Source organism: Bradyrhizobium sp. Leo170 (assembly GCF_004296405.1).
Classification (GTDB): Bacteria; Pseudomonadota; Alphaproteobacteria; order Rhizobiales; family Xanthobacteraceae; genus Bradyrhizobium.
On record NZ_PSRR01000136.1, the window covers coordinates 1 to 19935 of the forward strand.

General features: G+C 61.3%; 18 protein-coding genes, 1 tRNA gene and 2 pseudogenes. 10 read left to right on the top strand and 11 right to left on the bottom strand.

What is annotated here, in order from left to right; all coding sequences use genetic code 11:
* Nucleotides 1-206: aldo/keto reductase (locus tag CWO89_RS22215; protein ID WP_130580882.1), on the bottom strand; the 206-nt coding region annotated here is incomplete at its 3' end.
* 106 nt (nucleotides 207-312) lie between these two features.
* Between CWO89_RS22215 and CWO89_RS22220 the strand changes: the two genes are divergently transcribed.
* On the top strand, nucleotides 313-1206 hold the full coding sequence (locus CWO89_RS22220) for a LysR family transcriptional regulator (protein WP_130580883.1): 894 nt from the start codon (nucleotides 313-315) through the stop codon (nucleotides 1204-1206).
* 214 nt (nucleotides 1207-1420) lie between these two features.
* Here the strand turns inward: CWO89_RS22220 and CWO89_RS22225 are convergent, their stop codons facing one another.
* A complete protein-coding gene (locus tag CWO89_RS22225; RefSeq protein ID WP_130580884.1) occupies nucleotides 1421-2338 on the bottom strand; it encodes a LysR family transcriptional regulator in 918 nt (305 codons plus the stop codon).
* A 414-nt stretch (nucleotides 2339-2752) separates the two neighbouring features.
* On the opposite strand from CWO89_RS22225, the pseudogene CWO89_RS49605 reads away from it, so the two are divergent.
* The 5 genes and pseudogenes from CWO89_RS49605 to CWO89_RS49610 all read left to right on the top strand — a co-directional run.
* Nucleotides 2753-2920: pseudogene (locus CWO89_RS49605) on the top strand (helix-turn-helix domain-containing protein); the annotation flags it as partial.
* A gap of 96 nt (nucleotides 2921-3016) precedes the next feature.
* Nucleotides 3017-3643, top strand: a complete 627-nt coding sequence (locus CWO89_RS22230; RefSeq protein ID WP_245476430.1) for a LysR substrate-binding domain-containing protein — start codon at nucleotides 3017-3019, stop codon at nucleotides 3641-3643.
* Nucleotides 3644-3767: 124 nt separating this feature from the next.
* Nucleotides 3768-4958, top strand: coding sequence for a serine hydrolase domain-containing protein (locus tag CWO89_RS22235; protein WP_130580886.1), 1191 nt, complete (start codon nucleotides 3768-3770; stop codon nucleotides 4956-4958).
* A gap of 4 nt (nucleotides 4959-4962) precedes the next feature.
* Entirely contained in the window at nucleotides 4963-5796 is an 834-nt protein-coding gene (locus tag CWO89_RS22240; RefSeq protein WP_130580887.1) for an arylamine N-acetyltransferase family protein, read from the top strand.
* A 52-nt stretch (nucleotides 5797-5848) separates the two neighbouring features.
* On the top strand, nucleotides 5849-5968 hold the full coding sequence (locus CWO89_RS49610) for a helix-turn-helix domain-containing protein (protein WP_502702913.1): 120 nt from the start codon (nucleotides 5849-5851) through the stop codon (nucleotides 5966-5968).
* A gap of 219 nt (nucleotides 5969-6187) precedes the next feature.
* Here the strand turns inward: CWO89_RS49610 and CWO89_RS22250 are convergent, their stop codons facing one another.
* From CWO89_RS22250 to CWO89_RS22260, 3 genes are read right to left on the bottom strand one after another with little or no spacing between them, the layout of a single operon-like run.
* Nucleotides 6188-6820: an NAD(P)H-dependent oxidoreductase gene (locus tag CWO89_RS22250; protein ID WP_207234539.1), complete on the bottom strand. Its 633-nt coding sequence runs from the start codon at nucleotides 6818-6820 to the stop codon at nucleotides 6188-6190.
* A gap of 14 nt (nucleotides 6821-6834) precedes the next feature.
* Nucleotides 6835-7662, bottom strand: coding sequence for an SDR family NAD(P)-dependent oxidoreductase (locus CWO89_RS22255; RefSeq protein ID WP_130580888.1), 828 nt, complete (start codon nucleotides 7660-7662; stop codon nucleotides 6835-6837).
* 45 nt (nucleotides 7663-7707) lie between these two features.
* The gene (locus CWO89_RS22260; RefSeq protein WP_130580889.1) at nucleotides 7708-8409 is read right to left on the bottom strand and encodes a hypothetical protein; all 702 of its coding nucleotides are present in this window, start codon (nucleotides 8407-8409) and stop codon (nucleotides 7708-7710) included.
* 64 nt (nucleotides 8410-8473) lie between these two features.
* Between CWO89_RS22260 and CWO89_RS22265 the strand changes: the two genes are divergently transcribed.
* Entirely contained in the window at nucleotides 8474-8965 is a 492-nt protein-coding gene (locus tag CWO89_RS22265) for a MarR family winged helix-turn-helix transcriptional regulator (RefSeq protein WP_130580890.1), read from the top strand.
* 47 nt (nucleotides 8966-9012) lie between these two features.
* Here CWO89_RS22265 and CWO89_RS22270 read toward each other — a convergent pair whose 3' ends face one another.
* Nucleotides 9013-9462 (bottom strand): winged helix-turn-helix transcriptional regulator, encoded by a 450-nt coding sequence (locus tag CWO89_RS22270; protein WP_130580891.1) that lies wholly within the window; start codon nucleotides 9460-9462, stop codon nucleotides 9013-9015.
* A 78-nt stretch (nucleotides 9463-9540) separates the two neighbouring features.
* Between CWO89_RS22270 and CWO89_RS22275 the strand changes: the two genes are divergently transcribed.
* Nucleotides 9541-9987, top strand: a complete 447-nt coding sequence (locus CWO89_RS22275) for a tautomerase family protein (protein ID WP_130580892.1) — start codon at nucleotides 9541-9543, stop codon at nucleotides 9985-9987.
* A gap of 454 nt (nucleotides 9988-10441) precedes the next feature.
* On the opposite strand, the gene CWO89_RS22280 is transcribed toward CWO89_RS22275, so the two are convergent.
* Nucleotides 10442-10518: transfer RNA gene (locus CWO89_RS22280), tRNA-Arg, on the bottom strand.
* 440 nt (nucleotides 10519-10958) lie between these two features.
* On the opposite strand from CWO89_RS22280, the gene CWO89_RS22285 reads away from it, so the two are divergent.
* Nucleotides 10959-12038: an LLM class flavin-dependent oxidoreductase gene (locus tag CWO89_RS22285; protein ID WP_130580893.1), complete on the top strand. Its 1080-nt coding sequence runs from the start codon at nucleotides 10959-10961 to the stop codon at nucleotides 12036-12038.
* Between the two features lies 1 nt (nucleotide 12039).
* Here the strand turns inward: CWO89_RS22285 and CWO89_RS22290 are convergent, their stop codons facing one another.
* The 4 genes and pseudogenes from CWO89_RS22290 to CWO89_RS22305 all read right to left on the bottom strand — a co-directional run bounded on the left by CWO89_RS22290 (nucleotide 12040) and on the right by CWO89_RS22305 (nucleotide 18811).
* Entirely contained in the window at nucleotides 12040-12444 is a 405-nt protein-coding gene (locus CWO89_RS22290) for a YccF domain-containing protein (RefSeq protein ID WP_130580894.1), read from the bottom strand.
* A gap of 213 nt (nucleotides 12445-12657) precedes the next feature.
* Nucleotides 12658-15737: pseudogene (locus CWO89_RS22295) on the bottom strand (bifunctional diguanylate cyclase/phosphodiesterase).
* 145 nt (nucleotides 15738-15882) lie between these two features.
* The gene (locus CWO89_RS22300) at nucleotides 15883-17625 is read right to left on the bottom strand and encodes a putative bifunctional diguanylate cyclase/phosphodiesterase (protein WP_165421282.1); all 1743 of its coding nucleotides are present in this window, start codon (nucleotides 17623-17625) and stop codon (nucleotides 15883-15885) included.
* A gap of 223 nt (nucleotides 17626-17848) precedes the next feature.
* Complete coding sequence (locus CWO89_RS22305; RefSeq protein WP_130580896.1) at nucleotides 17849-18811, bottom strand: sensor histidine kinase; 963 nt, start codon at nucleotides 18809-18811, stop codon at nucleotides 17849-17851.
* A gap of 194 nt (nucleotides 18812-19005) precedes the next feature.
* Here CWO89_RS22305 and CWO89_RS22310 point away from each other — a divergent pair, with 194 nt between their 5' ends.
* The gene (locus tag CWO89_RS22310; protein WP_130580897.1) at nucleotides 19006-19845 is read left to right on the top strand and encodes an SDR family NAD(P)-dependent oxidoreductase; all 840 of its coding nucleotides are present in this window, start codon (nucleotides 19006-19008) and stop codon (nucleotides 19843-19845) included.
* The last annotated feature ends 90 nt before the right edge of the window (nucleotides 19846-19935 follow it).

Genomic DNA, 19935 nt, shown 5'->3' on the forward strand with positions numbered 1-19935 from the left:
ATCGCTCGTCCGATCAGCTCTTCATTCAAGAACGGCCCGTACATCGGTGCTGTGTCGAGTAAGGTGAGCCCAAGATCGAGCGCTCGATTGATAGTCGCGATGGACTGTTCATCGTCCCGTATCCCGTAAAAGTCGCTCATGCCCATGCAGCCCAGGCCAAGTGCGGAAACCGTCAAGCCCTGAGATCCCAGTTGCCGTTTCTCCATGGTCATTCTCCTTCAGCATCCTAGGGAACATACGAATGATGTAGCGGTGCATCATGAGCATGATAATACCCCTTTATAGTGACTTGTTATCAAGCTACAATTGATAATGCGCAAAGACCTCCTGGACGGACTCACTACTTTCCTCGCTGTTGCGGAGCATCGCAGCTTTACGGCGGCCGCGGCCGACCTCGCCGTTTCGCCGCAGGCCGTCAGTCTGACGATCAAAGGCCTGGAGGCTCGCGTTGGGGCACCGTTGTTCACCCGTACCACCCGTGCCGTCCGGTTGACCGAAGCCGGACGGCAGCTCTTCGACGGAGCGGATCCCTCCGTTGCCGCGATCGCTGCCGCTCTCGACAACGCCAGTAGCCTCGGTGGCGAGCCGACGGGACTGCTTCGAATTAATCTGCCGCAACCGGCGGCTGAATATCTGATTCAACCACGCCTCGGGGCTTTCTGCAGCCGCTACCCCAAGATCAAGCTGGAGTTATTCGTCGACAACTTGCTGACGGACACCGTTGATCACGGTTTCGACGCAGGAATCCGATTGGGAGAGAAAGTCCCAGCCGACATGGTGTCAACGCCGCTGACCCACAGCGAGCCGTTCTCGATCGTAGGTGCCCCGATTTATTTCTCTCGTCGAGGACATCCAACACGGCCGGAAGACCTCGCAAACCATGCCTGTATCAATTTTCGTATGACCCGCGGCCTCTATCGCTGGGAGGTGCAAAACATTGATCAAAACTCTTCGATCGCCGTGGATGGTCCGCTGATCGTCAACACCGCAGCGCTGGCTTTGGCAGGCGCAGCTGCAGGAATTGGTCTGGCCTACCTCATGGACCGGCATGTGAGGCCGCTCCTAGAAGAAGCGCGGCTGGAACGAACGCTTGAAGGAACCTGCCCTCCCAGCCCAGGCTTCTGCATCTACTACCCGGCTCGATCGCAGGTTCTGCCAAAACTTCGGGCCTTCATCGACTTCTTCCATAGAAGGCCGTTGCCATGAACACATGCAAGACGGCGGCTATCCTGATCTCTTGGGCGCGCTCCCGCCGCCCTGAGTAATGGCGCCGCGCTTTACCTTCGCAAGACACGATCGATCGAGGTGAAAAGCCTTTAATAGGGACCGGCGCGTTGTTTCATACGCCGGCGCTCGGCCTCTGATCGCGCGCTTCGTCGGCAACCGATCGGGCCTTCGTTAACGCACGACGAAATGCTGCTCACTCTGGCGCAGTGCCGGCCGAGAGATCCGGATAGCGCTCTCGAAGCAGATCGAGGAACGGGCGCAAAGAGGGATTGCAGTTTGCCTGCCGCCAATAGGCGCGGAAGTTGAGGCGAGTCGGACCGTCGGCATCCTGCATCTCACGAAAGATGACGCCCGGATAAGCGGCACCAGTTGCACCTTCCAGCGCCAGCAAGAGACCCCAGCCCGCGCCAACCAGGGTGAGAAGCCGGTCGAGCGCCACATCATGGTGAAGTAGACGGCAGGGGTCTGAGCATCCAACCTTGCTGGTGAGAAGCTTCAGGAATTCCGGTCCTGGGCCGCGCTGCGGTAACAAAAGCGTTTCGCGCCTCAGTTCGCTCCAATGAACCGCTTCGCGGCCGCTCAACGGATGCTCCTCCGGGAGAGCGACGACGACACGTTCGCTCCATACCGACAATGACTTGTCAGTCCATCTTGGATTGGCCTCGGCCACGAAGGCGACGTCGATGGCGGAATTGGCGAGATCGGAGATCAAGTGGTCGCTCGATCCGTCGACCAAATGAGTATCTACGATGGGGAAGCGGTGCCGGTGGTCGAGAAGGGTAGCTCGAAAATTGCCGGCGGAGAGTGAGGCGTGGACGCCGATGGTCAATCGACCGCTCTCGCCTCGCGCACGCGTTTTAAGACGTAAGGTGATCGCTTCCGTTTCTTCCACGATGCGCCGGGCGTCGTCGAGGAATTCTTGCCCTTCTATGGTCGGCCGCGTGCCACCGTTGGTGCGCTCGAAAAGTATGGCGCCCAACTTACGTTCGAGATCTCGCAAGCCTCGACTGAGCGTCGACTGACGAACGTTGAGTTCCTCCGCCGCCTTTCTCAGACTTCGGTGTTGAGACGCGACAATCGCCCAGCGCAGGTCTCTAAACTCCACCGTCATGGCGTGAGCTTACCCACCGCTTCCACATTGTCCGCCCAGGTAGGAATAGTTGCAACGCATAAGCCCCGCAATCGCCGAGCGCTCCACGTCCAGCGCTGAACCCGCCCTACGGACCGGCTCTATTGCTGTTGCGGGCTTTGCCATTCGGTTCCCACTTCTCGGTCCGCCGCATCCGTATTTGCCCCACCCGGTCTGGTAGCGCGCGAATAGGGTTCATACTCGGTCCTTCGGTCTCGCCTCGTTCCGATGCGTTCTGCGAGTTACGGCGCTGCTGCGAGCGATCAACTAGGTCCCCGCTTCGAGCAGATACTCATATCCGGGAATCCCCTATTACGCCGCGCGAACGGCAGTTACATTCCTCAAAAACGGATATATCTTATCCGCGATCGGATAGCGTCGTCTTGGGGTTGTGCGATGGTATGGGATGATCTGAAGATTGTTCTGGCGGTCGCCACGCACGGATCCCTCAGCGCGGCAGCGCGCCACCTTGGGTCCTCGCAACCCACGATAAGTCGTCGGCTTGACGCGTTCGAAGCACAAACGGGGGTCCGCCTGTTTGATAGAAGTCCGACAGGCCTCTCGCTGACGCCCCTATGCCGAGCGTTGCTAGACGGGCTCAATAGGATCGACGAGGAAGTATTGGAGGTCGAACGACGCCTCGCGGCTCGAGACACGGGATTGCAAGGCCCGATCACCGTAACCAGCGTCGATTGGCTTGGCGATTACGTCCTAGCGCCCATTTTGGCCCGCTTCACCGTTTCGCATCCGTTGGTTGACATCCAACTCATCAATGATGGACGCCACTACAATCTTTCCCGGCGCGAGGCGGATCTCGCGGTTCGTTTCGGCAGCTTCTCTCAGGAAGATCTGTATGAACGAAAGGTTGCAGAGATTCACTATGGACTTTATGTATCGCCGAAATATCTGGCCGAATGCGGACATCCGGATTTCAGCACTTCATGCAGCGGCCATAGGGTTGTTACTCTTCAGGAACTTCCGGGAAGGGCAACCCTTGGAGCATGGCTTCAACGCCTGGCCCCGGAAGCGCGACCGGTCCTGCGAGCGAACACCATGTGGGCGCAGATGTCCGTGGCTGAAAACGGAGCTGCTATTGCAGCGCTTCCCCGCGCCCTAGCGGACGGACGGCCAAGCCTTATACGTCTTGAGCCGCCTGGACCGCAGTTCATCCTGCCGGTGCGGCTAGGCGTCCATGCCTCGCTAAGGTCGACGCCCCGGGTGCGAGCACTGATCGACTTCATCGTCGACGGTCTCGGCGAGCAAACCGTGGTCCTGAATCCAGCATGAGCGGCAGGCGCCGTTGAGCGTCAGATGATATCCATTTTCAGATATCCGGTATACCCGCGTTCCGGAAGCTGGCTCCCCTCATAAGTGATACTGAGCAGCTTGCTTCACAGCCCAACGGATCATCATGAATCACGCTTCTACTCACGACCGAACAAGCGTCCCGACCGAGAACCTGAAACGTGACCTCGACGTACTATTGGACTATGCCGTTCAGGATCAGGCGCTCGTCGGTGCCGCCGTGCTGGTCTCAAGGGCTGGCCAAATCGAGTACGAACGTGCCGCAGGCTTCGCTGATCGCGAAGCGAGCGTACCTGTCACTCAAGAAACGATATTTCGATGGGCGTCCCTCACCAAGCCGCTGGTCAGCGCATGCGCATTGGCCCTCCTGGATCAGAAGGTCATCTCACTCGACGATCCGGTCACCAAGTTCCTCCCGGGCTTCGCGCCGCGCCTTCGCGACGGCAGCACCCCGACCATCACGATCTCCCACCTTCTGACGCACACCGCGGGGATGACGTACCGTCTGTCCGAAGTTGAAGGAGGGCCATATCATCGCGCCAACGTCTCCGACGGCCTCGACCAGCCTGGGCTGTCTATCGAAGAGAATTTGAGACGCATCGCCTCGGTGCCTCTCGCCTCCGAGCCCGGAAGCGCATGGTCATACTCGGTAGCAACGGATGTCCTGGGCGAGGTTATCGTGCGCGCAGCGGGAACACCACTGCCGATACTCGTGGACCGGTTGGTGGTCCAGCCCCTGGGTCTGAAATCGCCCGACTTCAGTATTAAGCAGCGCGATCGGTTGGCGGCCGCCTATGCGGATGGCAAGCCTGCGCCGACGCGCATGACCGCGCATCATCTTGTTCCCTTCTGGAATGGCGCTATTTCGTTCGCGCCCGACCGGATGTTCGATCCCGAATCCTATCCATCGGGTGGTGCTGGTATGAGCGGGACCGCCACCGACTTCCTGCAGTTCCTGGAAGTGATCAGAACCGGCGGCGCGCCGATCTTATCGAGGTCATCGACCGATCTGCTCACCACCATCGCCATCGGGGATCTCCAATCCTTTGCGCCAGGTTGGGGATGGAGCTTGGGTTGGGCGATCCTGCGCGACCCGGCGCTAACGGGCACTCCACAGTCTCGTGGAACGTGGCTGTGGGGAGGTGTCTACGGTTCGTCGTGGTTTGTCGATCCGGAGCTTGAGTTGTCGGTCGTCATCATGACGAACACCGCGACGGCAGGCATGCTTGGGAACTTCCCGGACGCCGTTCGTGACGCGATCTATGCGTCGCTCAGACAAGTTCCGCGAGAAGCGTGACACCATGGACTATGCGGATAAACGGCGCTCAGCCTTCGACCTCGACGCCTATTGTGAGCGTATCAGCTACTCGGGGCCGCGCACGCCGACCATGGCGACGCTCGACGCGCTTCAAGCATGCCATACGTCGGCTATCACGTTCGAAGCGATCGAGGTTCTGCTTGGTCGGCCTGTGGACATTAGCCCGGCCGCTGTCGATGCCAAGCTGATCCGCGCGCGACGTGGAGGCTATTGCTTCGAACAGAATGGGCTCTTCAAACGCGCGCTTGAGTCAATCGGCTTCACCGTGACTGGCTTGCTCGGCAGGGTTTATTGGATGAGCCCCCCAGCGGCGACACTACCTTCGCGATCGCACATGGCATTGCGGGTGTTCGTAGATGAGGAATCGTGGCTCGTTGACGTTGGTTTCGGCACTTGTGTCCCGACGACTCCCCTGCGTCTCGCCGAGACTCAACCCCAACGCTTACGTCACGATACTTTTCGCATCGATCCAAGCGCTGAGGGGTGCCTCCTGCAAATCTTGATCGGCGAGACCTGGACCCCGGTCTATGATCTCTCACTCGGAGCTCCGGCGGAAATTGATTATGTCGTGGCCAACTGGTTTACCTCTACTCACCCGTCAGTCGGCTTCCGGCGAGATCTGATCGTGGCCCGGACCGCTTTTGAAGCGCGCTACACGTTGCTCCGAAACAAGCTGACCGTCCGACCCATCGACGGGGAGGTGCGAAAGGAAATGCTCTCTGCTTCAGGAGTGCTCGACGCGCTTCACGAGATATTTCTGCTTCCTGTAATTCCGGAATGGTCGCCAATGGCCAGCGCGATGGCCGACAACGCGTAGGCAAGCAAGCCCGGTAACCTGAAGCGGTAGTCTGTCGACGGAAAACATTCTTATGCATCCAAGATTACTCAAGACATTCCTCGCGGTAGCACGGAACCGAAATATCACCCGCGCGGCCGAGGAAATCCACCTCGCTCAATCCAGCGTGAGTGATCAGCTCCAGTCACTTTGAGACCGAGCTTGGTACTGCCTTGTTCGCGCGTTCGAAGCCCGGCCTGGCGCTAACGCCGGCAGCTCAAACGTTGAGGCCTACGCCGCGGAAATCCTGATGCTGTCGGACGAAGCTCGGGCTCAGCGTCGGCGCGGAGGCCGGCACCAGCCAGGACGAGAACAATCTGGTGCAGGCGACGCTTGGTACCCGATACCCACGCTAGGCGGCGAGTGACCGAGCTTAGCACAGATCGTGTGCGAGTTGACGTGCTTCGGCTAGCCAGGCGTCCCGGTCAGCAGCCGTGCTAGTTGCAACCACACCAAAGAGGCGACGTTCGACCTTACGGACCCCACAGTAGGCGAGAATGCATTGTCGCCACATGCGGTCTAGCGGATCGCCGAAATGCTCTCGTTCCCGATCCGGCAACGTATTGCCGGTGTTGAGGACGAGAGCAGCCCGGGTAGCGAGCAAGCCGATTGGCTCGTCTCCTGTGTCCTCTCCCTTGGGGAAGGTGTATGCCGCCTGAGGTGCGAAAACCCGATCAATCCATCCCTTCATCATGGCGGGCGGCGCGCCCCAGCAGTTCGGGTGTATGAGGGCCAGCAGCTCGCTTGAGAGCAACTCTTGGATATGCTCCGTCACTACCGGATCGAGCGACCCTGCGCCACGAGCCTCGGCGGCCGTGATGATGGGATCAAAGCCTTCAACATAGAGGTCGCGAAGCCTGACGTCGAAGCCGGCGTCCGACCAAGCCCTCTGAATTTCATTGGCAAGTGCGTGATTGAAGCTATCGGGGGCCGGGTGACAGACTACAATCATCGCCTTGTTTGATCGCCTGTCCACGGCTAGTTCCGGTTTCCACGACTCCTGCACCTGCGACTCCCTCCTCATTTCGCGTCCGGCATTCTTTGGCCCTGCCGGTACATGTGCTCAGGCTTGTTTCCGGCCAACTGTCCGCCGTCGATCGGAATAGTCGCACCCGTGATGAAGCGGCTATCATCGGAACCCAACCACAGGATCGTCCTGGCGACTTCGTCGGACGTGCCCAGGCGTCGCATCGGAGTCGCCATGGCGGCCTGACGTTGCGCCTGCTCGCCGGCCGCCTCGAGGTGGTGGGTGAGGATCGGCCCCGGCGCGAGTACGTTCACGCGAATGCCCTGGTCGGCATAATCCAACGCCGCAACCTTGGTCAGCGCTATGATACCGGCTTTGCCGGTGACATAGCCCGCGAGGTTGGCCACGCCCTGGACGCCCGCGACCGACGCCATGTTGATGATGGAGCCACCCCCGCTTGCCAGCATGGCTGGGACCTGAAACTTCATGCCGAGAAACGTGCCGCGGATGTTGGTCCGAATGGCCCGGTCGAATTCGTCGACACTCATGTCGGCCAGGGGTTTCGGGCTCGGCCCATCGGTCGCGTTATTGAATGCGATATCGAGCCGCCCAAACTGATCGACGGTATATTGAACGAGGCGCTCGACGGACTGCTCATCACCGACATCCACCGTCATGGAGCGCACCTCGCCCCCCGCGGCCTGGATCTCCGCAACAACGCTCGCAAGCGCATGCTCGTCGCGAGCTGCCACAACCACCTTGGCGCCCGAACGTGAGAGAACCTTAGCGGTTTGGGCGCCGATGCCGCGACTTGCACCAATCAGCACTGCGACTTTCCCATCAAGGCGGCCCGAAGCGTGAGCAATGGCAAGCTCGGTCATTGGAGATTCCTTCTCAGCGTGCGGTTTGGGATGGACGCGAAGGCGTCAGTGGTGGGAGGGCGCGAGCTCGACCGCGCGCGTGTTTGGAAGCAGCCAGGCTGCGGCGATCAGCCAGGGGAACCCGGGGAAGCGAACCAGGGGGATCAAGGGCAGCGCATTGGGCGTCATCAAGAACAGCCAGCTCAGCTCACCAATGAGCGCCAGCAAGACACCCAGGATGGCGAACCATTTCGGAAGCTTTCCGGACAGGCCGCCGGTCACAGCGATGCCTGCAATGAGAAGGCCGAAAGGCACCGAAAACCCGGGGCCGCCCAGAGCCATCTGAAGGCGGTAAAGGGCCAGGATCAATTCATCACTAGCCGTCGAAGCGACCGACGCCGTGGCCCACATCACCGATGTGGCGAAGAGCATCAGAGCCGCTGTCGTCCAGCCGCCGAACAGGGCGATGTTGACCCCCGCGGCGCGTACGCCGAGGAATCGAAGTCTGTTTGCGACCGCCGCCGTATACAACCCGAGAGGGATCGCCGACCCGAACTGCAGCGCTGACGTGATGGTCAGCGGCCCTCCGTTCGCCCGGAAAAATGCGACGATCTGGGCGGCGGTCGACGAAGGCGCCGGGAAAGACCCCGCCGCGAATAAGGGGCTGACCGCGAGGAGTCCGGCGTTGAAGAGCAGGGCGTAGATGATACCCAGCATCATCGGAGGCGGCGATTGATCGCGGATGACAGCCGGAGCCACATTCGGCATGGTAGATCCCTGCAGTAATGATTACATAATGTAACCGTTACAACGTTTAACGGATAGGTGCAAGATGGTCGCTGAAGGGAATCATCCAAGGGATACCGCCCGCGATGGGGCCGCCTTCCTGCTGGCGCAGCTGGGAGCACATGCGGCATCGAAATTCGCGGCCAGAATGCAGTCTCTCGATCTCACGCCGGCACTGGTCGGCGTGTTGCGCTTCCTGGCGCGCAATCCGGGATCAAGTCAGCGGGAGTTGGCGGAAGCCATCGGCATGCCGGCGAGCCGGCTCGTGGCAATGGCGGACGAGCTCGAACGGCGCGAATTTGTAATGCGCGTGCGCGACGAGCAGGATCGTCGGTCCCATCGGATCACCTTGACGGGAGCGGGTCAGGCCCAACTCGAGGCCATCGCAAAACAGGCGCAGGAGCACAAAAGGGAGTTGCTGAGCGCGCTCTCGGTCGAGGAGCAGGAGCTGCTTGAAGATCTTCTGCAGCGAATCGCGTATGAGCAGGGCTTAAGGCGTGGCGTTCACCCGGGACTGACGCAAGGCCGGCCGTCATGAAACGGTCCAGCGCGCGGCTGCCGTCTTCGATCGGCTACGCTCCACCCTTAAGCCAAGCCCGGTCCGCGCCGGAACTCGATCTCGCCGGCCGGCACGTCCGCGCCATCCGCACGGATGCGGATCGGCTCTAGCTGTCCGCCCGTGCGTTTGTCGGCGAGAATTACGGGTTCGCGGCCACGTCCACTAATCCACTCGTCTCCCCACTGCATCAACGCGATCAGCGACGGCGCGAGGGCCTCGCCTTTCGGCGTCAGCGCATACCGCATCCGGCGCCCGTCGGATGCGTCCTTCCGCTTCGAGAGTATCCCGTCGTCGCAAAGCTTGACCAGCCGTCGGCTGAGAATGTTGCTGGCTATCCCCAATGACGACTGGAAGCCATCGAAGGAGTTAATGCCACGCAACAGGTCGCGAACGATCAGGAATGTCCACCAGTCCCCGGCTTCATCGAGCGCGCGGGCAAGGGAACAAGGCAAATGGTCGAGGCGATTTCGGGACATGCGACAAAAATAGCTTGCGTAACACAAGTTATCAAGCGAAGATAGCTTTCATTAAGAAAGCAAAATGGAGATTCTATGATGCCCCTCATTAAAGTGACCCTGCCGGCGGGCCTTCTCGATGATGAGCAAAAGGCCGCAGTCGCCGAGCGTCTGACCGTCGAGGTCATGAAAGTCGAAACCGGCGGGCATGACACCCCTGGCTTCCGCGCGATCAGCGCCTTGCTGCTCGACGAGATACCGGCAGGCGCCTGGTCGGTCGGTGGACGCTTCGACGCAGGACCGAGCGCGATCGTCGAGATCCGGGTGCCCGAGGGCGCACTGGACGACGAGCGCCGCGCGACGATGGCGGCGGTCTCTTACAACGTGCTGACAGCGATCAGCCCCGCGCTGGCCGCGGTCGACGGCGTTCGCCGCATCTGGACACACCTGGTGGAGATCGGGGACGGAAATTGGGGCGCCGGCGGTCGTATCGTCCGGCTTCCCGACGTACAGCAGATTGCGATGAGCATGCCCGAGCCGGCGTGACGAGAGGCGGCGCCACCGCGCCTCAAACAGCGCGGCGATGTCCTGCAGTGCGTCGCCTCCGGCATAACATCGATAACGCTCAGCGTCGGCAACGCCCATCGGTCTCGCCGTCTTGGCCGCGATCGCCAATGCCCGTGCCGGGGCCTTACGAGGCAGACGTCCGATACTGGCAGAAAGGACAACAGAAGGCAGTCGCGCCATTCGAGGAATGGCGCGATCAACTGATCGCAAGAATCAGTGATTGCTTGGGTTCTGCGAGCGACAGCAGCGAAACACCTCGCTCCGGCGCTACGCTAAAACCCGCTGGATTTTGCTCCCATTGAGCTGACTTGCTAATTCTCAGTTGCGGGGGCGGGACTTGGACTTACAGATTCTCGCTACGGCGATCCTTACAGGGCTTGCGTCAGAGTCAGACGGCCCTCTGCATTTCGGCCAGCCGTCTCAACAAGTAGGTTGGCGCACCCGACAGGATTCGAACCTGTGACCTACGGCTTCGGAGGCCGTCACTCTATCCAGCTGAGCTACGGGTGCCCTTGAACTTCACCTAGTCTCCGCGACCGACCCAGGTCAACGGAGCACCGTCATATCAAATTTCAATCGCATCTCCGATCCATTCCACAGCGATTTGCGCACCGTCGCTACGCTGGCCCCGTCGCCGCCTCGCTACACCGCACCCGAGCTTGCTTACGCGACGCTTACGCGAGATTTTCGAGGCCTCCGAGCAAAATGAATCTGTCGAACAAGGCATTGATTTTCCTAGTGGTCTCAATCTCCTTCGTTATCCAAAAGCGCTTGACACGAGCCTTCGGAGGGCAACGCTCTATCCAGCTGAGCTACGGGTGCCTGACGGTTCATTTAGCTGATTGGTCCCTGATCGGCAACGGTCTTGAGAGCGATTGTCCGGCCGGGTGCACGCTGTAAACTGGGTGTAGAACCGCGCGAAAAGCGCCGTCTGCCCAGGGAGATTCGTCATGCGTCCGCTCGAATTTGGCTGGTATTTGCCGACACATGGCGACACCACGGCCTATGGGCTGATGGAAGCCCAGGTGGCGGGCTCGCCGGAACTCTGCGAGCGGGTGGTGCAGGCCGCCGAAGCGGCGGGCTTTGAATATTTGCTGATCCCGGTCGGCTCGGTGTGCTGGGAGGCCTGGATCACGGGCGCCTTCATGGCGGCGCGGTCGTCGAAGATCAAGCCGCTGATCGCGGCGCGTCCCGGCTATATCAATCCGGTGCTGCTAGCCAAGATGATCTCGACCTTCGACCAGATGTCGGGCGGGCGCATCTGTATCAACCTGATCGCGGGCCAGAACGAGAGCGAGGTCGAAGCCGAGGGTATCAGCTACGCCAAAGAAGAGCGGTATGCGCTGATGGACGAGGAGGTCTCGATCCTGAAGGCGCTGTGGGGCACGCGCGGACCGGTGCATTTCGACGGCAGGTTCCACACGCTGTCGGGTGCGCATATCCGGCCGCGGCCGCTGCAACAGCCGTTTCCGAAATTCTATCTCGGCGGCGGCTCGCGGCAGGCGTGGGAATTATCGGCGAAACATTCCGATGTGCATCTGTTCTGGGGCGACCTGCCGGAACGCATCGCGCAGAACATCACCGAGATCAGGGCGCTGGCGCGCAGCCACGGCCGCGAGCAGGAGATCGGCTTCGGCATGCGGCTGCAGGTGATCTGCCGCGAGAACGAAGCGGATGCGTGGGAGGCGGCTGATCATCTGGTGCGTCACGCCACCGAACGGCAGAAGCAGGAGATGAAGACGCTCTACAACAATTCAGTCGCCAATCAACGGGTGCAGCAGATTGCGCGCGAGCATGGCGATCTGCTGTTGCCACATCTGTGGACCGGCATCACCAAGGTCCGGCCTGGCGCCGGCATTGCCGTGGTCGGCAATCCCGCCCAGTGCGCCGATATGCTGCAGCAATTCATCGATGCCGGCTGCCATTCCTTCTGCCTGTCAGGCTATCTGCATGAGGAAGAGGCCGAGCGCTTCGGGAGGCTGATCCGTCCGATCCTCGCGGAGAACAATCGCGGCCGCCTGATGGCGTAACTCAGGCCGGCACGATCGTCTTGCCGATCGGCCACAGCGCGATGCCGGCAAGCTTGAGATGCGCCCAGGCGAAGGGCAGGCCGATGATGGTGACTGCCCAGATGATCGCCGTGAGCAGGTGACCGAGCGCAAGCCACCAGCCCGCGAGCACGAACCAGATCACATTGCCGATCAGCCCGAACGCGCCGGTCCCGACGTCGCTCGCGCCGGTGATTTCGTCACGGCGCACCGCCCGCGAGCCGAACGGCAGCAGGGTATAGACGGCGATGTTGAAAGCCGCGCGCGCCCAGGGCAGGCCGATGATCGTGATCGCCATGATAATTGCGGCGACAAGCCAGCCAAACGCCATCCACGCGCCGCCGATCAGGATCCAGAGCACATTGAGGAGGATGGAAAGAGGAGACATGGGTTCACTCGTCATTGCCTGGTGGCCAGATTGCCTCGTGGCCGGCCTCGCCCCCCATATTTGTACGCCATCGTCGTCGCGCAAGATAGCCGCCCGATCGGCGGTCGCGCTGGCTTAGAGCGTTTTCGAGCGAAGTGGACACCGGTTCGCGTGAAGAAAACGCGTCAAAATAAGAATCTAGAGCTTCGGTCTGTTTCCATCAGGACCGAAGCTCTAGGCCAGAACCCGTGCCGTCGCCTGGTCCACTTCGAGCAATCGCCTGATCTCCGATGCCGGCTTCGGTGCGCTGAACAGGAAGCCCTGCATCTGCGTGCAGCCCAGTTCGCGCAATAGTTTTCGCTGCTGTTCGGTTTCGACACCTTCGGCCGCGGTGGTCATGTTGCGCGACGCGGCGATATTCACCACCGCCTGCACGATGGCAGAGGAACCGTCGACCTCGATGTCGCTGACGAAGCACCGGTCGATCTTGATCTTGTCGAACGAAAACCGCTTCAGGTAGCTCAGGGAGGAATAGCCGGTGCCGAAATCGTCCAACGCGATGCGCACGCCGATGGCGCGGAGCTGGTGCAGGATCGCGAGCGCGGCTTCATCGTCCCTGATCAGCACCGCCTCCGTGATCTCGATCTCCAGCCGGCCGGGCGCGAGACCGGAGGCGGTGAGCGCGCCCGTGATCCGCAACGCCAGCGTTTCGCATTTGAGCTGGACCGGCGAGACGTTGACGGCGAGCCGGATGTGAGACGGCCAGGTGGCCGCTTCCGTGCAGGCCGTGCGCAGCACCCAATCGCCGAGCTCGTTGATCATTCCGGTATCTTCTGCCACCGGAATGAATTCGGCGGGAGAGACCATGCCGCGCTCCGGATGACGCCAGCGCAACAGCGCCTCGCAGCCCGCCACCTGATTGGTTCTCAAGTCCAAAAGCGGCTGGTAGTGGATCTCGAAACCGCCTTCCACCTGGCTTGCCGCAGGTCCTGCTCCATGGTGAGGCGGGCCTGGGCGCTTTCATCCATCGCCGGCTCGAAGAAGCGATGGGTCCGGCGCCCGCCCGCTTTGGCGGCATACATCGCCAGATCCGCGTGCTTGATGAGCTGGTCCAACTCCGTGCCGTCCTGCGGCGCCAGCGCGATGCCAATGCTGGCGTCGGTGGAAAGATGATGCCCGAGGCAGTCGCAAGGTTGTCGGATCGCGCCATGGATCCGCGTCACGAATTCCGCGACGTCGGACGTTGCATCAACGGCGGTCTGGATCACGGCGAACTCGTCGCCGCCAAGCCGGGCGATCAGGTCGCTGGGTTTGAGGCAGGCCTTGATCCGTGCGGCCACCGTCTTCAGCAATTCGTCGCCGATATGATGGCCGAGCGAGTCGTTGATGGCCTTGAACTCGTCGATATCGATGTAAAGCAATGCGAACCGTTCACCGCGCATTGCCCTTTCGAGCTCGCGCGCGATCTGCGCACGGAACAGCACGCGGTTCGGCAGGTCGGTCAGCGCATCGTAATGCGCAAGATAGGTGATCCTTTCGTTCGCGAGCTTGCGTTCGGTTACATCCTCGACGACGTTGATGATGTAGTGCGTCGTGCCGGCCTGATCGCGTATGCCGATGCGTTTCGAGGTGATGTAGCGTTCGCCTTTCGCCTGGGTCTTCCAGAGGTGTTCATCCCTGTAGAAGCCGTCGGTGGACCCCAGCAGCCTTTCGTCGTCTGAGGTGATGATTCGGGCGGCGGCGGCCGGAAAGACATCGAATGCGGTCTTGCCGACGATCAGGTCGCGTGAGATGCCGAACTTCTCCTCGGCAACACGGTTGACCAAGAGATAGCGCCGGTCGTGCGCATCTTTGACCGTGATCTGCGAGGGGATGTGATCGATGATCTCGCGCAGGAACGCGTAGTTCCGGTCGCGCTCCTGCTCCAGCCTGCAGCGCTCGGTGATGTCCTCGATGGTGGTGATCCACCCGCCGTGCTTGAGTGGCGTGCTGACGGCGGAAAACCAGCGGCCGTCCGCGCTGCCTGCCAGGCTGCGATCAACCCGGCCCTGCGCGATATTGTTCATGACGGAGGTGCAGAATTCGTCGACGTCGCCGTCGAAAAGTCCGTTCGCCTGGCGGTGCCGCATCAGGTCGCGGAAGTGGCATCCCGGCTTCACGATGTCGGTCGAGAGCTGGAACATGTCGAGATAGCGACGGTTGAAGGTCACGATGCGGCCGGCGGCGTCGTACTGCACCAGCCCCTGGATCATGTTGTTCAGCGCGGTGTCGAGCCGTTGCCGCTCCGCCTTCAGCCGTTGCCGCGCGTGGCGGTTTTGCTTGTTGATCTCGCGGGTGATCAGGAACAGCACGCCTGCGACCACCAGGGCGGCGAGCGCTGCGGCGACGATCAGGAATTTGGTCTGCGCACGCCAGTCTGCAAGTGCCGCGGCGATCGAATTGGTTGCGACCACGACCGCCGGGAAATGGCCCAGCCGCGCCGCCGAGCCCAGCCGCTTCATTCCATCGACCGGGCTTTCGATGCGTAGGGTATGCTGGCCTCCCTTCGCCAGCACCTCTCGCATCAGCGGGGCGGAGGCGAAATTCCGTCCGATCATCTCATCGATGCGCGGATGACGGGCGAGCAAGGTGCCGTCGGCGTGAAATAGGCTGATGGTCGCGCTCGCGCCTGGAGCGAAGGAAGCAAAGAACTTCTCATAGTTCGCGGGATCGATCCGCCGTGTCATGATCCCGAGAAAGATTCCGTTGTGCCCGGTCAGGCGGTGGGCGATCACGGTATTGAGTTTGCCGTTGCGATAGCTGCGGACTGCTTCGGCGAGAACGGTCTCCGTCGTCGGATTGGATTTGAAGCTCTTGAAGTAGGCGCGCTCGGATATGTCGAGCTTCGGCGCCGGCAGCGGTCCGGACCAGTTGATGATCTGCCCGTCGGTGTCGAACAGCGAGACGTCGCCGAGATAGGACAGGCCCTTCGATTTCAGCACGTGGTGCACTTCGGCGGTCGACATCCGTTCCTTGAACGCTTCCGGCGAGGCGAGCTCCGGAATCCGCAATTGTGAGATCAGGTCGGAAGCGATCGCCGCGGAGTCTTCGAACTGCTGGTCGAAATGGCGCGTCAGCATCAGCACCGTGTTTTCCAGTTCGCGCTCGCTGTTGTGCAGGGCGCGCTCACGGAATTGGCCGACCATCAGGATGGTGCCGGCAAAGATCGCGGTCACCAGCAATCCGCCGCAGAGCGTCAGCCACAGCACCGGGCCGCGGATCGTCGCGGCGAAGTGGCGGCGGAAGACCTTCGCGCGAAGGATGATCCTATGGATGTGATTTGAAGGATTGCGCATTCCCGAATTCCCGGGAGGCAGGGATACAACGCAAAATTGCCACAAGCGGTTAGGAAATCCGGTTACTCAACGCTTAATTGGGGTCTTGCAGTATTTCCTCGCGATGGTTGTGGGGTCCCGGTCCTCAGCGCCGATACCTGCTCGTTCGGGTGTAAGCCGGACGTGCCTCCTCCATCGCCCGGCTCGCCAGGTGAGCCCGCGCTTCGCTCGTCAGCGGCATCGACGGCTTGAGGTCGTCCAGGAAGATCGGTCTCGAGAAGTAGTAGCCCTGGGCGTAGCGGATCTTGGTCGCAGCCTGCAGGTAGGCCAGCTCCTCGTAGGATTCGATGCCTTCCGCGATCACGGTCATGCCGAGCGCCTCGCTCAAGGATTCGATCGCTCGCAGGATGCCCTGGCTGCGCGGGCGCTTATGGATGTCGGTGATGAAGGAGCGATCGATCTTGATCTCGTCGGCGGTGATGTCGGCGAGCGCCGACAGCGACGAATAGCCGATGCCGAAATCGTCGATCGAGATCCCGACGCCGATCCCGCGCAGTATCGGCAGGATCTCCTCCTGGAAATGCGATTTGGTGACGAAAGCATCTTCCGTCACCTCGATCATGAAGCGCCTCGGGTATCCCGTCTCCTCGAGCGCGCGGGCGAACGGGCGCATGAATTCGGGATTGGCGGCCTGCTTGGCCGCGACATTGATGCTGATGGAAGCGTCGGGACCAAAGGTGTTGTTGATCAGGTCGATCGATCTCACGATCTCCGCCAGCACCAGATGGGTCAGTTCGTCGATCAGCCCGAGCTCGACGGCGAGGTTGACGAAAGTGCCGGGCGCCTGGATCACGCCCTCATTGTCGCGCAGCCGCACCAGCGCCTCGATGCCCTTGACCTCCTGCGTCCTGAGATCGACCTTGGCCTGGAAGGCGCAGCAGAAGCGCTTCTCCAGGATCGCGAGCCGTAGCGACTGCTCGATCTTCATCCGCGCGATGGCCTCGACTTCCATGCTGGCGTCGAAGAAGGCCGCAGCACCCTTGCCGCTGTGCTTGACCCGATACATCGCGATATCGGCGTTCTGGCGCAGCTCGTCGTAGCTTCGGCCATGCTCGGGATAAAGGCTCACGCCGATCGAGGTGGAGGCGAAGATCTCCGACTGGTCGATGAAGAACGGCGCCTTCAACCGCTGCAGCATGAATTCGATGTAGTCGGCGACCTCCTGCTCGGTCTGGATCGGATTGAGCAGCAGCAGGAATTCGTCGCCGGAGATGCGCGACAGGATGTCGGTTTCGCGTAAGGACAGGCTGAGCCGCCGGGTCATCTCCACCAGCAGCGCGTCGCCGATGGCGTGGCCGTAATAGTCGTTGATGTGCTTGAAATTATCGATGTCGAGGAAGGCGAGCGCGAAATGGCTGTCTGCATCATCACGGTACAGCAGGCTGTTGACGCGGTGCTCGATCACCCGGCGCGTCGGCAACGCGGTCAGCTCGTCATAATAGGCGGAACGGAATAGCTGGTCCTCGAACGCCTTCTGCTCGGTGATGTCGGCGGAGGTCGACAGCAAGAGATTACGGTCGGCGATCCGCACCGGCCGATGCGCGGTGAGGAACACCTGCTTGGCCGCGCCGGAAGCAACCGCTTCCTCCAGCACCGCGGAGCGGCCGTTCCGTAGCAATTCGAGACAGGTCTCGCGGCGCTCGTCCAATTGCGAGGCCATTGCATCGCTTGCCAGTTGGAAGCGCGCCGCGGCCGCATCGTTGACGACAAGGAAGTCGCCCTGCTCGTCCTGGACCGTGACGCCCGCAGGCAACAACCTGACGACATCACGCAGAATCCGCAATTCGGAATGGAGTTCGCTCTCATTCGTGGCCGCCGCCGTGGCCATCTGAAAGTCGTGCTTTATGGGACTGTGCATGCGCGCGAACTTGGCAAAGTCCCTTGTAGTTTTGGTTAAGTGGAACTGAGAAAAACCGCGACATCTGTGTCGATAGGAGATTTCAACAGGCGCCACCTCAATCGTCATTAACAGAGCGTCAACCCGATCATCGAGTGCTTGCGGCTGTCTTTCGTTTCGCCTTCGCTTCGGAGCGAAGCGCGAAAAAGCGCGATCAAGCCGTGGGAATACGGCACTGCATGGTACAGTGAATACCGGTCTTGAGATAGCTGACGTCGGTCTTGCCGTCGAATGGTCTCAGCGCCGATTTCAAAAGCCTGGTGCCGAAACCCGGCTCGCCGATCTTCTCCACGACCGGCCCCTCGGTCTCGTCCCAGGTGATGGTGAGGCGATCGTCGGACACCGACCATGATACCTGCAGGAAGCCGCGCGCGGAGGAAAACGCGCCATACTTGCCGGCATTGGTGGCGAGCTCATGAAAGATCAACGCCAGGCTCACCGCCAGCTTGGCCGGCAGAAACAGACGATCGCCGTTCAGGTTGAACCGGACATGGCCGTAGGGACCAAGTTCGGAGATCAGGAGGTCCTGGATATCGCATCCGTTGCCGTCGACCTTTGCGATCAGGTCGTCGGTCGCCGACAGCGCGCGGATGCGGTGATCGATGCGACTCCAGATCTGCGGCTGGTCCTGCAGCGCCTGGTGCAGCACCGCGTGAATGGTTGAGGACTTGTTCTTCAGCCGGTGCTGCAATTCGTCGACCACGAGCTTGCGGTAGTCCTGCTCGCCGATCAGGCGTTTGGCGATCCGCTGCTGCTCGGCGACGATCGAGCGGTAGTGCTCGACGCCCCAGATCGTGAGGCCGCAGACCGCCCAGAACATCAAGAGCAGCACGATCCGCGTCGGATCGGTGACCGTGCTGCCGAAATTGAGGGCGAGGCCGAGCAGGCCGCCTGCAAGCGCGGTCAGGATTCCGATGCGCAAGCCACCGAAGGCGCCGGCGAAGAACACCGCCGGAAAGTATGGAGTGAAGAACACGTCGGGGCGAAGCTGGGACAGACCCCAGCGGGCCGACGTCGCGAGCGCCAGGCAGATGATCGCAAAGCCGAGGCCGAGCGCGAGCGACGGCGGGGCGTCCCCGCGCCAGCCGCACCTGAACTCGTCGATCAATCTCTTCATGGCTTTGTCACTTCAGGTGATCAGCGAATCCAAAATAAGGCCGAACCGACGGGTAAGCCGCGATTTGTGGCCGGCAGAGGGCCGCGGGCCACAGCCGGCTGCGTTGTTCACCGAACAGTCCGCTTGCCTTGTTCCGCCTGTGGCAGGAATATCCCACTCCATTGAATTCGACTGACAGCTTAAGAGGTAATGACATGGGACGGTTAGACGGCAAGGTCGCGGTGATCACGGGCGCCACGAGCGGCATCGGCCTGCGCACGGCGGAGGTTTTCGTCGCCAAGGGTGCGAAGGTCGTCATCGCCGGGCGCCGCATCGCCGAAGGCGAAGCCTTGGCCAAGGCGCTTGGCGCCAACTGCATCTTCCGCCAGACCGACGTCACCGTGGAAGAGCAGATGAAGGCGCTGATCGCGCTGACGCTGGAAAAATTCGGTAAGGTCGACTGCCTCTTCAACAATGCCGGCGGTCCGGCGCAGACCGGCGGCATCGAGGGATTGGAGGTCGACCGTTTCGATGCCGCGATGGCAACGCTGGTGCGCAGCGTCATGCTCGGCATGAAGCATGTCGCGCCGCACATGAAGAAGCAGGGCTCCGGCAGCATCATCAACAATGGCAGCATTGCCGGGCGGCTTGCCGGATTCTCGTCCTCGGTGGTCTATGGCGCGGCAAAGGCCGCGGTGATCCATCTGACCAAATGCGTGGCGATGGAGCTCGGCGAGTCCGGCATTCGCGTCAATTCGATCTCGCCCGGCGCGATCGCAACCGGCATCTTCGGCAAGGCGCTGGGATTGTCGACCGACGCCGCGGAGAAGACGCCGGCTGTCATGCGCGAGGTCTACAAGAGCGCCCAGCCGATCCCGCGCGCCGGCCTGCCCGACGACATCGCGCATGCCGCCGTGTTCCTCGCCAGCGACGAATCCTCCTTCATCAACGGCCACGACCTCGTCGTCGACGGCGCCATCACCGGCGGCCGCAACTGGACCCAGCAGCAGCAGGGCTACGTCGCCTTGCGCAAGGCGTTTGATCAGGGCGGCTAGCGACGGCATAGTTGACTGACCCTCATCCTGAGTCCGCGAAGCTGTAGGGTGGGCAAAGCGCAGCGTGCCCACCATCCACGGTTGGTGCAA